The 15,961-nt window shown below is 73.6% G+C and carries 13 protein-coding genes; 10 read left to right on the top strand and 3 right to left on the bottom strand.

What is annotated here, in order from left to right; all coding sequences use genetic code 11:
• Positions 1–4 precede the first annotated feature (4 nt).
• The 5 genes from ABFX51_RS17810 (at position 5) to ABFX51_RS17790 (ending at position 8,612) form a co-directional block, all read left to right on the top strand.
• Positions 5–1,234 (top strand): cytochrome d ubiquinol oxidase subunit II, encoded by a 1,230-nt coding sequence (locus tag ABFX51_RS17810; RefSeq protein ID WP_091510734.1) that lies wholly within the window; start codon positions 5–7, stop codon positions 1,232–1,234.
• A gap of 35 nt (positions 1,235–1,269) precedes the next feature.
• The gene (locus ABFX51_RS17805; RefSeq protein ID WP_091510736.1) at positions 1,270–2,307 is read left to right on the top strand and encodes a PAS domain-containing sensor histidine kinase; all 1,038 of its coding nucleotides are present in this window, start codon (positions 1,270–1,272) and stop codon (positions 2,305–2,307) included.
• 146 nt (positions 2,308–2,453) lie between these two features.
• The gene (locus tag ABFX51_RS17800) at positions 2,454–5,114 is read left to right on the top strand and encodes a helix-turn-helix transcriptional regulator (RefSeq protein ID WP_143249916.1); all 2,661 of its coding nucleotides are present in this window, start codon (positions 2,454–2,456) and stop codon (positions 5,112–5,114) included.
• 29 nt (positions 5,115–5,143) lie between these two features.
• The gene (locus ABFX51_RS17795; RefSeq protein ID WP_091510740.1) at positions 5,144–5,773 is read left to right on the top strand and encodes a TetR/AcrR family transcriptional regulator; all 630 of its coding nucleotides are present in this window, start codon (positions 5,144–5,146) and stop codon (positions 5,771–5,773) included.
• A 121-nt stretch (positions 5,774–5,894) separates the two neighbouring features.
• Complete coding sequence (locus tag ABFX51_RS17790; RefSeq protein WP_346054284.1) at positions 5,895–8,612, top strand: ATP-binding protein; 2,718 nt, start codon at positions 5,895–5,897, stop codon at positions 8,610–8,612.
• Positions 8,613–8,624: 12 nt separating this feature from the next.
• Here ABFX51_RS17790 and ABFX51_RS17785 read toward each other — a convergent pair whose 3' ends face one another.
• From ABFX51_RS17785 to ABFX51_RS17775, 3 genes are all read right to left on the bottom strand, one after another.
• The gene (locus ABFX51_RS17785) at positions 8,625–9,068 is read right to left on the bottom strand and encodes an SRPBCC family protein (RefSeq protein WP_346054283.1); all 444 of its coding nucleotides are present in this window, start codon (positions 9,066–9,068) and stop codon (positions 8,625–8,627) included.
• A 67-nt stretch (positions 9,069–9,135) separates the two neighbouring features.
• Positions 9,136–9,699, bottom strand: coding sequence for a hypothetical protein (locus ABFX51_RS17780; RefSeq protein ID WP_346054282.1), 564 nt, complete (start codon positions 9,697–9,699; stop codon positions 9,136–9,138).
• A gap of 118 nt (positions 9,700–9,817) precedes the next feature.
• Complete coding sequence (locus ABFX51_RS17775; RefSeq protein WP_091510748.1) at positions 9,818–10,747, bottom strand: MBL fold metallo-hydrolase; 930 nt, start codon at positions 10,745–10,747, stop codon at positions 9,818–9,820.
• Between the two features lie 162 nt (positions 10,748–10,909).
• Between ABFX51_RS17775 and ABFX51_RS17770 the strand changes: the two genes are divergently transcribed.
• From ABFX51_RS17770 to ABFX51_RS17750, 5 genes are all read left to right on the top strand, one after another.
• Positions 10,910–11,827 carry a LysR family transcriptional regulator gene (locus ABFX51_RS17770; RefSeq protein WP_346054280.1) on the top strand — a complete coding sequence of 306 codons (918 nt, stop codon included), beginning with the start codon at positions 10,910–10,912 and terminating at the stop codon, positions 11,825–11,827.
• Positions 11,828–11,945: 118 nt separating this feature from the next.
• Entirely contained in the window at positions 11,946–12,878 is a 933-nt protein-coding gene (locus ABFX51_RS17765) for a fumarylacetoacetate hydrolase family protein (protein WP_346054279.1), read from the top strand.
• Positions 12,875–13,999, top strand: a complete 1,125-nt coding sequence (locus ABFX51_RS17760) for an FAD-dependent monooxygenase (protein WP_346054278.1) — start codon at positions 12,875–12,877, stop codon at positions 13,997–13,999. Before ABFX51_RS17765 ends, ABFX51_RS17760 begins: the two co-directional genes overlap by 4 nt.
• Positions 13,996–15,006, top strand: a complete 1,011-nt coding sequence (locus ABFX51_RS17755) for an amidohydrolase family protein (RefSeq protein ID WP_346054277.1) — start codon at positions 13,996–13,998, stop codon at positions 15,004–15,006. Before ABFX51_RS17760 ends, ABFX51_RS17755 begins: the two co-directional genes overlap by 4 nt.
• Positions 15,006–15,956: a VOC family protein gene (locus ABFX51_RS17750; protein WP_091510754.1), complete on the top strand. Its 951-nt coding sequence runs from the start codon at positions 15,006–15,008 to the stop codon at positions 15,954–15,956. The genes ABFX51_RS17755 and ABFX51_RS17750 overlap by 1 nt, the downstream gene beginning before the upstream one ends.
• Positions 15,957–15,961 lie beyond the last annotated feature (5 nt).

The following is a 15,961-nucleotide window of genomic DNA, read 5'->3' as shown; positions in this document are numbered from 1 at the left end:
TCCGATGGCGGTGCTACCCCTGCTTTTCGCGCTCATCGGCCTGGTGCTCTACACCGTCCTCGGCGGCGCGGACTTCGGCGCCGGGCTGTGGCAGCTGCTCGCCGGCCGGGGTCCGGCCGCGGACCGGATCCGCGAGCACGCGCACCAGGCCAACGCACCGGTGTGGGAGGCCAACCACGTCTGGCTCATCTTCGTCGTCACAGTCCTGTGGACGGCGTACCCCACCGTCATCGGCTCGGTGTCGGCCACGCTGTCGGTGCCACTGGGGCTGGCGGCGCTGGGCATCGTGCTGCGCGGGCTGACCTACGCGATGCAGACGGCGATCGGCAGACCCGTGCCGCTCGTCGAGAACGCGTTCGCCCTTGCCTGCCTCGTCTCCCCGTTCATGCTGGGCGCGGTCATCGGCGCCCTGGCCTCCGGGCGCGTCCCCGTGGGCACCTCGGGTGGGGACCTCGTCGGTTCGTGGGTGAACCCGACCTCGGTGCTCGCCGGTGGCCTGGCCGTGCTCACCAGCGCCTTCCTCGGCGCGGTGTACCTGGCGGCCGACGCCCGGCGGCTGCGGGCGGCCGAGCTGGAGCGCGCGTTCCGGCTGCGGGCGCTGATCTCGGGCGCGCTGTGCGGGGCCGTGGCGATCGGCGGGCTGGTCGTGGTCGACCACGACGCCCACCGGATCTTCCTGGGGCTCGTCACGGGCTGGGGCGTGGTGGCGGTGGTGGTGTCCGGCGCGGCCGGTGTCGTGTCGCTGGCGCTGGTGGCCCGCCGGTCCTTCGGGGTCGCGCGGCTCGCCGCGGCCACGGCGGTCGCGGCACTGGTGGCGGGCTGGGCGGTGGCGCAGCGGCCGTTCCTGCTGCCCGGCCTGACCCTGCGGATGGCCGCCGCGGACACGCGGACGCTGGTCTGCCTGGTCGTCGCGACGGTGGCCGGTGCGCTCATCGTGCTGCCCGCGCTGGGCTACCTGTTCCGGCTGAGCCTGTCCGGCCGGTTCGATCCCGGGCGGGCTCCCGGCGCCGCGGTGGCACCGGCACCGGTTTCCCGGTCCCGCCGCCTCCCGGCCGCCCCGGTGGCCGCCGCCTGCCTGGTCGCGGGCTTCGTGCTGCTGACCATCGCGGACGCCCCCGCCGCACACGCGGCCGGTGTGCTCCTGCTGTCCGGTGCCGCGATCGCCGGGTTCACCGCGGTCGATCCGGCCGGGCTCGCCGGGCGCGGGGACGCGGTGAACGAGTCAGATGACTGATCGCCCCCGCCGCGCCGCGGCCACAGACTGGGCACGTGCCTTCCGCCGAACAGTTGCTCGCCTCGATCCTCGAGTGCGTCCCGCAGCCGGTCTGGGTGTGCGACCAGTCGGGCCGGATCCTCTACGCCAACCCGACGGCTGTCCGTACCGTCGGCTACGACGACCTCGCCCAGCTGAAGGGCAAGTCGAGTCATCACACGATGCACTACAAGCGGGTGACCGGGGAGCCGTACCCGGCCGAGGAGTGCAGCATGCTGTCGCCGCGCTTCACCGGTTCGCCGGCCCATTCGGACGACGACTGGCTCATCCGCCGGGACGGCACGATGTTCCCGGTCTCCTGGTGGTCGGCACCCCTGGCGCTGGAGGACGGCCGGGGCGTGGTGGTGGCGTTCACGGACATGACCCGGCACCGCGCGGCCGAACGGGCCCTGCGGGAGCACGAGGCCGAGCGGATCCGCGCGGAGGAGGCCCGCGCCGCCCAGCGCCGCACCATGGAGACGACGGTGTGGATCCGGCGGCAGACCGCACGGGACCTGCACGACGGCGTCCAGCAGCGGCTCGTGGCGCTGCTCATCCACCTGCATCTGCTCAAGGAGGAGCTGCCGGAGCACCTGTCCGGCCTCGCTGACGACGCGGTCTCCGAGGCCGAGGCGGCGATCGAGGACGTGCGCGCGGTCGCGGCGGGGATCCACCCGGCCATCCTCAGCTCACGCGGCCTGGCCGCGGCGGTGGAATCGCTCGCCGCACGCAGCCCGCTGCCGGTGTCGGTGCGCTGCTCGATCCCCGCGCGCCCGGCCGAGATCGTCGAGGCCAACGTCTACTTCCTGGTGTCCGAAGCGCTCACGAACGCCATCAAGCACTCGGCGGCCACCGAGGTCACCATCGACCTCGCGGTACAGGACGGGACCCTGGTCGTCGAGGTCGCCGACGACGGGGTGGGCGGCGCGGCCGTCGGCGACACGGGCACCGGTCTCCTCGGTCTCGCCGACCGGGTGCTGGCGCTCGACGGGAAGTTCCGGCTGGAGTCCCCGCCGGGGCGGGGCACCGTCGTCCACGCGGAGGTGCCGCTCTGAGCGACCGGTTTCAGTGGGACCACTGATGCGGGATCCGAGGAGACGGAAGCGGTTGCAGTGGCCGCACGGGTGTGGGGGCCACCGCGGGCGCGGTACGAACAGGCGGTGCGGACTGCCCTGATTTTCCGGCCCGGGAGGGCGCGGCCGTGAACCCGGTGGAGGCGCCGCGTTCCGGCGGCCGCACGGGTCTGGTCGGCCGCGAGGACGAGCAGCGCCGGCTGCTCGCTTTCCTGCGTGCCGCGGACGCCGACGGCGGCGCACTGGTGCTGACCGGAGAACCGGGCAGCGGCAAGAGTTCCCTGTTGCGCTTGGCCGAGATGAGCGCGAGCGGGACAACCGTGCTGCGCGCGACCGGTGTGGGGGCCGAGACAGCGCTGCCGTTCTCCGCGCTCGGTCAGCTGCTCCTGCCGCTGCGGGTCGCGTTGGGCCTCGCGGATGGACCGGTCCCATCTGTACCGGCCGTCGCGCACGCGGTTCTCGCGATCCTCCGGCGGGCCGCCGCCACTCGCGCGCTCCTCCTGCTCATCGACGACGCGCACTGGCTGGACGAAGCGAGCGCCGCCGTGCTGGCGTTCGTCAGCCGGCGCCTTTCCGGCACCCGGATCGGGCTTCTCGTCGCGACCCGGCCGTATCAGGGCGGCACGTTCGCGTCCTGCGGGCTGCCGCGGCTGCCGCTCGCCCCACTGGACCACGTCGCGGCGGCGACCCTGCTGCGGGCGCGGTTCCCGGCACTGCACCCCATGGTCCGGACCACCGTGCTGGACCTGGCGCGGGGAAACCCGTTGGCACTGCTGGAACTGCCCCCGGTCCTGGGTGAGGGGAGCCGAGGAATCGGCGAGCCGATACCCCTGCCCGCCCGCCTGCACGAGGCCTTCGCCGCGGACATCCCGTCGTCGCCGCGGACGCGGCGCGCCGTGCTGCTGTCCGCTTTGGACACCGAGGGTGACCTGCGGGCCGTCCGCGCCGCGCTCGGCCCGGCCGCCCACGACGACCTCGCCGCCGCGGAACGGGCCGGGCTGATCGACGTGGACGAGCACAGGGGAGTGGTCACCTTCCGGTACCCGCTCACCCGGTCGGCCGTCGTCGGGGCGGCGTCGCCCGAGCAGCGCCGGGCCGCGCACCGGGCACTCGCACGCGCGACGCGGGACCGGCTGGAACGCCGTGCCTGGCACCTCGGGCTGGCGGCGGTCGGACCCGACGGGCCGGTGGCCGCGCTGCTGGAGCAGGCCGCGCAGCGGCACCTGGGCCGGGGCGAGACCGGGCGGGCCGCCGACGCGCTGGTGCGGGCCGGCCGGCTGAGCCCGGTCCGCGCGGACCGGGGCCGTCGCCTGGCGAAGGCCGCGTGGCTCAACGCCGACCAGACCGGCCAGGCCGAATGGGGGCGGACGCTGCTCGCCGAGGCCCGGCAGGCGGGACCGGACGCGGCCGGACGGCTCTACGCCGCGGCGACGGCGGCGACACTGCTCGTCCTCGACGAGGGCGACGTGGCGGTCGCCCATCGGATGCTGCTCGGCGAGATCGACGCGGCCGCGCCCGGGGCCGGTGCGCTCGCCACGACCCACGCGCTGGGCGTGCTCGGCGAGCTGTCCCGGCTGTGCGGCGGGCCGGAACCGTGGGGGGCGTACCGGGACCGGCTGACCCGGTACCCGCTCGCCTCGCCCCAGGACGGCGTCCTGGCCGAGCCGGCCCCGGACCGCCTCGACTCGGCCGTCGCCGCGCTCTGCGAGCACGACGCCGACCCCCTGCTGGTAATGCGGCTGTGCCCCGCCGCCGGAGATTTCGACCGGACCGGGCCGATCCGGCACCTCCTGCACCGGATCGCGCGGGAAGACGCGTCACCCCCGGCCGCCCGGGCGTGGTACTTCCTCGGCCTGGAAGCGTTCACCGCCGGGAACTGGGACGAGACCGGGCAGCACGCCGACCGCGGGCTCGAGTTGTGCGGCCGGATCGGTCATCCGCACCTGGCCTGGCGGTTCCACCACCTGCGCGCGCTGGTGTCCGCCGCACGAGGTGATCCGGCGACGACGAAGGCGCTGACCGACGGGATGGTCACCTGGGCGGCCCGGCGGGGTGCGGAAGGCGTGCGCCGCAAGGCCCTCCACACCCGGGCGCTGGCCGAACTGGGCGCGGGCAACCACGCGGACGCACTCCGGTACGCCACAGCGGCCAGGCAGGCGGGTGACCCCGCCGCCGACGTACCGACGGCGACGGCGGCCGCGCTGCTCGTGGTCGAGGCGGCCCTGCAGACCGGTGGCACCGAGGTGGCGGCGGCCGAGGCCGGCGTACTGCGGGCCGCAGGGGTCGCCGGGCTGTCGCCGCGGCTGGCCTTCCAGGTGGCCGGAGCCGCCGCGATGACCGCCCCCGACGACCAGGTGGAGGACCTGTTCGAGCGGGCGCTCGCGCTGCCCGGCGCGGACCGCTCGCCGTTCGAGCACGGGCGGGTCCAGCTGGCCTACGGCCGGCGCCTGCGGCGGCTGCGTGCCGGCCCCCGCTCCCGCGTTCCGCTCACCGCCGCGCTCGACACGTTCACCCGCCTCGGGGCGGTGCCGTGGGCCGACCGCGCCCGCGCGGAACTGCGTGCCGCCGGCCTCGGGCCGGACCGCCCGGCCGGACCCGCCACCCTCACCACGCAGCAGCTCCAGATCGCCCAGCTGGCGGCGGCGGGGCTGACGAACAAGCAGATCGCGGAGCGGCTGTTCCTGTCCGCCCGGACCGTCAGCGGGCACCTGTACCGGGCCTTCCCCAAGCTCGGGGTGACCACCCGCGCGGGGCTGCGGGACGCACTCGCCTGCCGGGACCGGGCTTGAGACGGCGGGGCCGGGCTAGGATCGCCCGCATGGCACGCGGTGGTCCCGCAACTCCTCGCGGTGACGAGCCGGCCGGGTCCTACCACCACGGAGACCTCAGGCGGGCCATGATCGCCGCCGCGCTGGAGCTGGTCTCGGAAAAGGGGCCGCAGGGCTTCACCATGACGGAGGCCGCGAAACGGGCCGGGGTGAGCGCCGCCGCGCCGTACCGGCATTTCGCCCACAAGGACGCCCTGCTCGCCGAGGTGGCCGACCACGGTTTCGGTCTCCTGAGCACGAAGCTCGACCGGATCGCGGGAGGCCACCAGGACCCTCGTGAGCGGCTGCTCGCGCTGGCGCGCGGCTACGTCCGGTGGGCCGTCGCACATCCGGACTACTACCGGGTGATGTTCGTCGAGCACGGAGCCGGTGAGCTCCGTCCGGCCGGACGGCGGTCGTTCCTGGCGCTGGTCGGCGCGATCGAGGCCTGCCAGACGGCTGAGCTGATCCGGCGGCAGGACCCGCTCGCGGTCGCCGGTCCGATGTGGTCACTGGTGCACGGCGCCGCGCTGCTGCGGATCACGGGGAGGCTCCGGGCCGTCGGCGTCGGGGAGAACGCGGAAGAGCTGGCCGCACGCTCGATCGCCGCGCTCCTGGACTCCCCGGCGATCGCGCCCTGATCGCGTCATTGCGCCACGGGATCCGCTGCGGCTAATGTTAAGACCCTTAACATCACGGCGGCCGGGGAGCGCGCTCATCGCGTCCGATGTGGACAGCGCCGGTGGCGGGGGAGGTGGGCGCGTGGCGTTGCTGGTCGGCCGTGAACGTGAGGTCGAGCTGGTGGTGGGCCTGCTGCGGGAGCTGCCCCGGCGAGGCCACGCGCTGGTGGTGACCGGGGAGGCGGGCATCGGCAAGTCGGCCCTGCTGTCGGTGGCCCGGGAGGCCGCCGCCGAGGGGGACCGGCAGCTGTTGAGCACCACCGGGGTGCAGTCCGAGGCGCAGCTGCCGTTCGCCGGTCTGCACCAGGTGCTGCGGCCGGTCTTCCCCCGCGCGGCCCACCTCCCGCCGCCGCAGCGCGACGCCCTGCGGGTGGCCTTCGGCCTGGCGGAGGGACCCGCGCCGGAACTGTTCCTCGTCGGCCTCGCGACGCTGGAGCTGCTGAGCGAGGCGGCCGCGCGGGCGCCGCTGGTGCTGCTGGCCGAGGACGCGCACTGGCTCGACCGCCCGACCGCCGAGGTCCTCGCCTTCGTCGGCAGGCGGGCGGAGCCGGAGCCGCTCCTCCTGCTGGCAACGGTGCGCGACGGGTACGACAGCCCGCTCGTGGAAACGCGTCTGCCCGAGCTGCACCTCGGCAGGCTCAGCGAGGCGTCGGCCCGGTCCCTGCTCGATTCCCGCTACCCCGCACTGGATTCCGGGACACGGGCGAGGATCCTCGACGAGGCCGACGGCAACCCCCTGGCGCTGCTCGAACTGCCCTCGGCGCTGACGCCGGGACCGCACCCGCTGCCCGCCCGCCTGCCGCTGAGCGCCCGGCTGGAAAAGGCCTTCGCCGCACGGGTCGACGAACTCCCGCCCGAGACGCGGACGCTGTTGCGGATCGCTTCGGCCGAGGACGAGGGGCTGCTGTCCGCCACGATCGAGGCCGGCCGGATCGTCACCGGCCGTGCCCTGTCCGTGGCGGACCTGGCACCCGCGGTGGCGGCCCAGCTCATCACCCTCGAAGAGTCCCGGGTGCGGTTCCGGCACCCGCTCGTGCGGTCGGCCGTCTACCAGGCGGCGAGCGCGGCGGAACGGCACGCCGCGCACTCGGCGCTCGCGCGGGTCCTCGCCGCCGATCCGGACCGGCAGGTCTGGCACCGGGCGGCGGCTGCGCTCGGCCCGGACCCGGACGTCGCGGACCGCCTGGCGGAGGCCGGTCACCGGGCACGGCGGCGGGGTGCCACCGTCACCGCGCTCGCCGCGTTCGAACGGGCGGCGGAGCTGTCCCCGGACCCGGAGCGCCGGGGCGCCCTGCTGCTCCAGGCCGCCGAGGGCGCGGCGGAGCTCGGCCGCCGCGAGCTGGTGCTCCGCCTGCTGCGGAAGGCCGACGCGCTCGAGCTGGGCGAGCAGGAGCGGGCCCGGTCGATGTGGCTGGGTGACGCCTACCAGGACGGCCCGCCGGGTGACCCGGCGCGGGTGCACGAGCTCGTCGCGACCGCGGAGGCCGTGGCCGACCACGATCTCGCGCTGAACCTGCTGATGTCCACGGGATTGCGGTGCTACTGGGGTGGTCTGGACCGGCACGGCGCTGGCCGGGAGGTCCTGGCTGCGGCCGACCGGCTGCCGCCCGCCGTTCGTCACGATCCCCGGCTCGCGCACATCCGAGCGTGCGTGGCGCCCGTCGAACGGGGTGCTGCCGTCCTGGAAGAACTCGGCGGAAGCGCCGACGACGACCCCCGCTCCCTGCACGTGCTGGGCCTCGCGGCGACACTGGTGGGGGACTACGGCCGGTCGCTGGCCCTGCTGGGCTCGGCCGCCGCGAAGTTGCGCGAGCGGGGCAGTCTCGGCCTGCTCGCCCAGGTGCAGATGGCCAGGGCGTGGACGGCGGTGGAGGTCGCCGATCTGGCGGTCGCGGTCCCGGCGGCCGACGAGGCCGACCGGCTCACCGCCGAGACGGCGCAGCCGCTGTTCGCGCTGGGTGCCCAGATGGCCAAGGCCGGGATCGCGGCCCTGCGCGGGCAGCCGGACGTGACCGAGCAGCTGACGGCCGCGGTCGAACGGGTCGCGCTGCCGGCTTCGGTGGCCAGCATGCTCGCGCTCGTCCAGTACATCCGCGCGCTCTCCGCGCTGGGGCAGAGCAGGCACGCCGAGGCGTATGAGTACCTGCGGCGCGTGGTCGAGCCCGGCGACCCGGCGCACCACCACCTGGTCGGTGCGTTCTCGATCGCGGATCTGGCCGAAGCGGCCGTCTACAGTGGACATCGCGAGGAAGCCGTCGCGCTGCTGCGGGAACTGGAACCACTGGGCGGGCGGGAGCCGTCGCCCCGGTTCGGTGTGCTGATCCGCTACGCACGGGCCATCACCGCCGGCGACGACGAGCTGGGGGAAGCCCTCGAGCGCACCCTGGACGAGGGCCTGGCGGGATGGCCGTTCCTGCGGGCCAGGCTGCAGCTCGCGCTGGGCGGGTGGCTCCGCCGACGGCGCCGCCCCGCCGAAGCGCGGAGTGTGCTCCGCGTCGCCAGGGACACCTTCGACGCACTGGGTGCCGTTCCCTGGGGCGAGCGTGCCCGCCGGGAACTGCGCGCCTCCGGGGAGACGAGCTCGCAGCGCGCCCCGGACGCGCTGGAGCTGCTCACCGCGCAGGAGCTGCAGGTCGTGCAGATGGTGGCCGAGGGGCTGTCCAACCGCGAGATCGCGGGCCGGCTCTACCTCTCGCACCGCACGGTCGAATCGCACCTGTACCGGATCTTCCCGAAGCTGGGCGTCACGTCGCGGGTGCAGCTCGCCGGGCTGCTGAGTGCCCGGACGGGGCTGGACTGACCTCCCGCCGCGTCAGGCGAGTCCTTCGAGCCACCGTTGGTGCCAGTGCAGCAGCCCGGCGCGCACGCGCGAGGTGAACAGGCCGGGGAGGAGGCCGCGCTGGGTTTCCTCGGTGACCACGGTGGTGGTGCCGTCGGGTTTGGCGGTGAACCGCCAGCGGTGGTGGGCGCGCGAGCCGAGGAAGGCGCTGCTCCAGGCGAGCTCGCGGTATGGCCGGAAGGTGGTGACGGTGCACGTGCCCCGCAGGCCGAAGGTCGTCCACCGGAAGCGGACGCCTTCGGCGAGTTCCGTGGCGCCGAGGACACGCACGTTGCGGGCGTTGGGGTACCAGGCAGGCCAGGCGGTGGCGTCGACGAGCCGGTCCCACAGGGGTTCGGGAGCGGCGGGGATGGTCAGTTCGTTGCGGGCGTGCAGGGTTGCCTGGTCGGGGGCCATGCCCTCGGGCCAGCCGGACATGCGCGGATCTCCAGGGTCGGGTGGTGAGGGGCCCGCCCGGGAAGCGGGCCCCTCACGGAGGGGGTGGCTACTTGTTCCGGTTGGCGTGCCGCGCGATGCTCGCGGCGTACAGCGGCGTCTCCCTGCGGCAGTGGTCGCCCGACGCGGCTTGCCGGGCCGCGGCCGCCTCCTCGAACGTCTGGCCCTGCGCCTCGATGAACCGCATGAAGTCGGCGGTCGGGTGGCTGGTGACCGTGTTGGTGTACTTGCTGGTGTGCTCGTCGATGCGTTCGGCCTTGAGGTCCCAGATGACCTGGGTGGTGGTCCAGCCCCTCGGGGTGAACACGTCCGAAAGGGACACCATGTGGCAGTGGTCCTTCTCGGCGATCTCGTACACGTAGTGCTGGATGACCAGGCCGGTGCCGATCATCTCCACGTTGATGGACATCGGCCTGCCGTCGTCGGTGACCGTGTAGCCCGCGGCCTTGTGGTCGGGCGGCGCGCAGCGCTGGTACTCCTTGTCCGGCAGCGTGCGCAGCCACTCGGCGATGTCGACCTTCTCGATCGGGGCGTCGATGGTCGCGGTGTAGACGGCGTGCGAGAGGACCTTGTCGGTCAGCACGGTGCGATCCGGGGTGATCGTCTCGGTCATGGTGGCCTCCTGTCCAGGTCAGCGAACTGGAGCCGTTCTACGGCACCGCGCGGGCGTGCCGCTGCAGTGGAATCACTGAATCGGGCCGAGCGTGGATCACGGCCTGGCAGGCGCGCCCTCAGGCCCGGCAGGTCAGGGGGCGGCCGCCGTTGTACGTGACCATGTCGCGGAACGCGCCCGGGATGTCGATGCGGGCGCCGGGCGCGGCCCCGTTCTCCTCGGCGTACGCGCGGTGCAGGTTGCCGACGATTCGCTCACTGTCGAGCCACCCGGCGTACTCGCCGAGGTCGCACTCGCGGGCGGCTTCGAGCGGGGAAAGCCCCGCCTCGACGCCCTGTTTCGCGACCTCCTGGACGAACCGCAGGTACCCCAGTGCGTCGTCGATGACGTCGGGGCCGCACACCGGGCCGTGGCCGGGCACGATCGTCTCGGCGGCGAGCGGGGCGATCACGTCCTGCAGGACCGCGATCGAACCCGCGACCGAACCGGAGAGCAGGAAGGGCGTGCCGCCCGCGAACAGCAGGTCGCCGGCGAACAGGACGGACCGCTCCGGCACCCAGATGATCGAGTCGTTCGTGGTGTGGGCCGGGGTGCCCACGTGCCGGACCTCGCAGCGCAGGTCGTCGACCCACAGCGTCACGCCGTCGCGGTAGGTCAGGAACGGGGGTGCCGGCGGCAGCGAGCCCTCGTCGATCGGCTCGAAGATCCCGGTCAACGGCGGTGCGGCGGCCATGGCCAGCAGCTCCGCCCTGGTGTCCTCGTGCGCGACGATCGTCGCGCCGGGCAGCCAGCCGTTGCCCGCGGTGTGGTCGGGATGGCTGTGCGTGTTGATGAGCGTGTGCACCGGCCCCGGCGACACGGCACGCATCGCGGCGTCGAAGGCGCGGGTCCGCCGCTCCGTCGAGCAGGTGTCGACGGCCACCGTCCCCGACCGCCCGACGAGCATGCCGGTGTTGTTGATCATCCAGCCACCGTCGGGCTGCACATAGGCGTAGAGCCCGCCGCCCAGGTCCTCGACCCGCGGTTCACCGACACCGTCGTCACTCATGTGTCCACCTTCGCGCCCCGCGCCCCGCTGGGAAAGCGCGTTCCGCGGATACCCGTTATCGGTCCCGCTTATAGGCCACGCCGACCGGGCCGCGCGGCCGCCGTCATCGGTTACGCTGACTTCCCTGATTGCCACATCAACGAGAGCGATGTGGGGGCCGCGATGAAGCTGTCGAACCTGGACCTGAACCTCCTGGTGTCGCTGGACGTGCTGCTGGAGGAGCGGTCGGTGACCCGCGCCGCCGCGCGCCTCGGCCTGTCCCAGCCCGCGCTTTCCGGTGCGCTCGCCCGGTTGCGGCGGCACTTCGACGACCCGCTGCTGGTCCGCTCGGGCAACACGTCGGAGCTGAGCCCGCTCGCCCAGGCGCTGCGGCTCCGCACCTCGCACGCGCTGAACGAGGTCGAGCGCGTGTTCGCCAGCGAGGCCGTGTTCGACCCCGCGACCTCCAAGCGCACGTTCACGGTGCAGGCCTCCGACTACGCGATGGCCGTGATCGGGCCCCGGGTCGCGCAGGTGCTCGCGGAGCAGGCGCCGGAGGTCATGCTGCGGTTCGAAGCCCACCCGGCCACGCTCGCGGGCGATCCCGCCGACTGGCTCCGCGGCGTGGACGGCATGATCCTGCCGCGCGGGTTCGTGTTCGACGTCCCCTCGATCGCCCTGTTCACCGACGAATGGGTGTGCGTGGCCGACGAGGACAACGACGCCGTGGGTGACGTCCTCACCATGACCGACGTCGCCGAAATGCCGTGGGTGCTCACCTACCACGGGCCGACGCGGTTCCTGTCCGCCGTGCGGCAGCTGGAACAGCTGGGTATCGAACCGAAGGTGCAGGCCGTCGTCGAGAGTTTCCTCGTGCTGCCGTTGTACATCGTCGGCACGCGCCGGCTCGGGCTCGTCCAGCGCCACCTCGCGGACATCCTGGCCGCGCGGGGCGGCCTGCGGGTGCTGCCGTGCCCCTGGGACGTGGTGCCCGTGGTGGAAACGCTGTGGTGGCACCCGCTGCACACGCGCGACCTGGGGCACGCGTGGCTGAGGTCGGTCCTCGTGGAGACGACCCGGAGCCTGGCCCGCCAGGACTGAGGGCCGCCAGGAAAACCGCATCGGTCCGCCTTATACGGGGCATCAGCCATTTCGGCTTCCCCGATGCGCTGGGACGAGCAGATAGTAGTGGCCGTCACAGCAAACGGAAGGACCGCCTGTGGTTGCCCCTTTCGCCCTCGCCACGGTCGCCGACGGCGGCGCCGAGCGTCCCGCGCTCGTCGTCGGGTTCGACGAAAACCCGCGCTGGCGCGACCTTTCCGATCTCGCCCCGACGGTGCACGCCCTGCTGCAGGACTGGGATCCGGTGCTGCGCAAGCTGTTCACGCTGACCGGCGAGACGACGCGGCCGCTGGCGCGCGAACAGCTCCGGGCTCCGCTCGTGCCGGGCCAGATCCTCCAGGCGGGTGCGAACTACCGCACGCACGTCGTCGAACTCGCGGTCAAGCATGCCGCGGGGGAACGGCCGGAGTCCGAGGTCCGGGCCGAGGCCGTCGCGGCGATGGAACGCCGCACCGCCGACAGCGATCCCTTCCTGTTCATCGGGCTGCCCTCGGCCATCACCGGTCCCTACGACGATGTCGTCCTGCCCGGGTACTCGCGGCAGCACGACTGGGAGCTCGAACTGGCCGCCGTGATCGGCCGCGAGGCGTTCCGCGTGGAGCGGGACCGCGCGCTCGAGCACGTCGCCTGCTACACGATCGCCAACGACCTCACGATGCGGGATCTGGTGTTCCGCAAGGACATGCCGGCACTCGGCGCGGACTGGTACCGCGCGAAGAACGCCCCCGGCTTCACCCCGCTCGGCCCGTACCTGGTGCCGGCCGCGTTCGTGCCGGAACACCCGCGGATCCGGCTCGAGCTCAACGGCGAGGTGATGCAGGACGAGTCGACCGAAGACATGATCTGCGACGTCGCGGCCCTCGTCGCCGCCGCGTCGCGGACGACCCCGCTCCGCCCCGGCGACCTGCTGCTCACCGGCAGCCCGGCGGGCAACGGCATCGCCCACGGCCGCCTGCTCCGCCCCGGCGACGTCATGACCGGCACCATCACCGGGCTCGGCGAGCAGCGCACGCGGGTGGTCGCGCCGTGACCGCGGTCCGGTTGGTCGGCATCGTCGGGGCCGGGATGGCGGGGCTGGGCACCGCCATCCTCCTCGCCGAAGCCGGTGTGCCGGTGGACGTGATCGAGACCGCGGGGGAGGTCGGCGCCCTCGGCTCGGGGGTTACCTTGCAGGGCAACGCTTTGCGCGTGCTGCGCCGCCTCGGCGTGTGGGAGGGGGTGAGCCGGGCGGGGTACGCCTTCAACTCGGCCGGCCTGCGCGCACCCGACGGCACGCTGCTGGCGGAGGTACCGGACAGCCGGACCGGCGGCCCCGATCTTCCCGCCACAGTGGGGATCTACCGCCCCGACCTGGCGCGCCTGCTCGTCGACCGCGCCACCGGACTGGGGGTGAAGATCCGGACCGGGGTCCGGCCCGTCTCGCTCACCCAGGACGACCACGGGGTGGACCTGGCTTGCTCCGACGGCACGCGCACCCGCTACGACCTTGTCGTGGGCGCCGACGGCGTGCGGTCTTGGACCCGTGACGCGCTGGGCGTCCGGTTGCGGACCGAGGCGGTGGGCATGGGGATCTGGCGCGCCTTCGTGAAACGGCCGTCGTCGGTGACGCGCACCGACCTCTGCTACGGCGGCGCGGCCTACATCGCCGGGTACTGCCCGACCGGTGAGGACACGCTCTACGCCTACCTGGTCGAGGACGCGCAGGACCGGAGCGGGCTCTCCGCCGAGGAGCGGCTGGCGACCATGCGCGGGCTCGCCGAGCACTACCACGGCCCGTGGGACGACATCCGCGCGAACCTGACCGACCCCTCCCGGGTGCACTACACGTGGTTCGAGTGGCACTTCCTCGACGGGCCGTGGCACCGCGGGCGCACCGTGCTCATCGGCGACGCCGCGCACTGCTGCCCGCCGACGATGGCGCAGGGCGCCGCACAGGCGCTCGAGGACGCGCTGGTGCTGGCCGAACTGCTGACGACGCGCGAAACCCTGGACGAGGACCTGTGGTCGGCGTTCACCGCCCGCCGGCTCGACCGTGCCCGCACGGTCGTCGAAGGCTCGGTGCAGATGTGCCGGTGGCTGCTGGCCGGTGAGCAGGGTGACCTGCCGGGCCTGCTGGGCCGGGTCCGCTCGCTGCTCGTGGAGGAACCGTGAACACGGAGCTGGTGGTCGACGTGCACGCGCACTGCCTCGTCGCCGAGGTGGAGGCGCTGGTGGCCGACGAGCCGGGGCTCGCGGAACTCCGCGCGGTCGAGCTGCGGCGGCACGGGGCGGAGTCGATGGCGGTGTCGGGGGAGATGGTCCGGGCGGCCCTGCCCGCGCTGACGACCGTGGCCCGGCGTCTGTCCGATATGGACGCGGCGGGGGTGGACGTGCAGGTCGTCTCGCCGTCCCCTTCGCACTACCACTACTGGGCCGGCCCTGATCTCGCGACCGCCGTCTGCCGGGCGGCGAACCGGGGCGTGGCGGCCGTCGTCGCCCAGGCGCCCGAGCGGCTGGTGGGGTTCGGACTGGTTCCCTTGCAGCACGCCGGTTTGTGCGTGGAGGCGCTGGACGACGCATTGGGTCTCGGCCTCAAGGGCGTGGAAATCTCCTCCTTCGCCCCGGGTGTCGAGCTGTCCGACGAACGGCTCGACCCGTTCTGGGCACGCGCCGCCGAGACCGGCGCCGTGGTGTTCCTGCACCCGTTCGGCTGCTCGCTCGACGAGCGGCTGGACCGGTTCTACCTGGCCAACACGGTCGGGCAGCCGGTCGAAAACGCCGTCGCGCTCTCGCACCTGATCTTCGCCGGTGTCCTGGACCGCCACCCGGACCTGCGGGTGGTCGCGGCACACGGCGGGGGCTACCTGCCCACCTACCTCGGCCGCTCCGACCACGCCTGGCAGGTGCGCCCGGAGGCCCGCCGGTGCGCCGAACCCCCGTCGGCGTATGTGCGCCGGATCTGGTTCGACTCCCTCGTGCACACGCCGCAGGCACTGCGCGCACTGGTCGCCGCCGTCGGCGCCGACCGGGTCGTGCTCGGGTCCGACCACCCCTTCGACATGGGGGTGCCCGATCCGGTCGCCCGCCTCGACGCCGCCGGACTGGACGCGGCCGACCGCGCCGCGATCGCCGGCGGTACCGCCCAGAAACTGGGGCTCGTCCCCGGAAAGGAATCCTGATGCCGGACCTGGCGGTTCCACGCCTGATCACCCACGTGCGGCACGTCGACCTCGGCGTGCCCGACCTGGCCGCCCAGCGAGAATTCTACAAAGGACAGTGGGGGCTGACGGAGGTCGCCACGGACTCCGGGCTGTCCTTCCTCGCCGCGGAGGGCTCGCCCGAGCAGTACGTCGTGCGGCTGCGCCAGTCCGCGGACAAGCGGATCGACCTCATCGCGTTCGGCGCCGCGACCCCGGCCGACGTCGACGCGCTCGCCGACAGGCTCGCGCGGGACGGTGTGACGCTCGTGTCAGAACCGGGCACGGTGGCGACGCCCGGTGGCGGATACGGGTTCCGGTTCTTCGACAACGAGGGCCGCACGATCGAGATCTCCGCGGACGTCGCGAAGCGCGCCCACCGCAAGGTCGAGGAGGGCGAGTCGATCCCCGTGCGGCTGTCGCACGTGGTGGTCAACTCCGCCGATCCCGAGGGCACCGTCGCGTTCTACGAGCGGCACCTCGGGTTCGCCCTGTCGGACATCCTCACCCACCCGCACATGGGGCACATGATGTGGTTCCTGCGGTGCAACCCGTGGCACCACAGCTTCGCCATCGCCCGCTGCCCGCACCCTTCGCTGCACCACGCGAGCTTCGAGCTGCGCGGGATCGACGAGTACATGCGCGGCACCGGACGGCTCCTGCGGGCGGGCGTGGAGAAGATCTGGGGACCGGGACGGCACAAGGCGGGCAACAACACCTTCTCCTACTTCCTCGACCCGCAGGGCAACACGGTGGAGTACACGACCGAGCTGGAGCGCCTGGACGAGGACACCTGGCACCCCGGGCTGCACGACTTCACCGATCCCGAGGTGTCCGACCAGTGGGGCACGGCCAACCGGATGGACGAGTTCGTCGCGCGGAAGTCGTTCAACGACCCGGACAAGGGCCTGTTCCTGGCCCCGCCCGTGTGAGGCCG

This window comes from Amycolatopsis dongchuanensis (genome assembly GCF_039542405.1).
Lineage (GTDB): Bacteria > Actinomycetota > Actinomycetes > Mycobacteriales > Pseudonocardiaceae > Amycolatopsis_E > Amycolatopsis_E sacchari.
The sequence above is the reverse complement of the archived record's forward strand: the minus strand, read 5'-3'. Positions and strand labels throughout refer to the sequence as shown.

Excerpts from the sequence above, each read along its gene's own strand:
- ABFX51_RS17750 (WP_091510754.1), top strand. The coding sequence starts at position 15,006 with ATGCCGGACCTGGCGGTTCCACGCCTGATCACCCACGTGCGGCACGTC.
- ABFX51_RS17770 (WP_346054280.1), top strand. The coding sequence starts at position 10,910 with ATGAAGCTGTCGAACCTGGACCTGAACCTCCTGGTGTCGCTGGACGTG.
- ABFX51_RS17780 (WP_346054282.1), bottom strand. The coding sequence starts at position 9,699 with ATGACCGAGACGATCACCCCGGATCGCACCGTGCTGACCGACAAGGTC.
- ABFX51_RS17810 (WP_091510734.1), top strand. The coding sequence starts at position 5 with ATGGCGGTGCTACCCCTGCTTTTCGCGCTCATCGGCCTGGTGCTCTAC.
- ABFX51_RS17785 (WP_346054283.1), bottom strand. The coding sequence starts at position 9,068 with ATGTCCGGCTGGCCCGAGGGCATGGCCCCCGACCAGGCAACCCTGCAC.
- ABFX51_RS17795 (WP_091510740.1), top strand. The coding sequence starts at position 5,144 with ATGGCACGCGGTGGTCCCGCAACTCCTCGCGGTGACGAGCCGGCCGGG.
- ABFX51_RS17775 (WP_091510748.1), bottom strand. The coding sequence starts at position 10,747 with ATGAGTGACGACGGTGTCGGTGAACCGCGGGTCGAGGACCTGGGCGGC.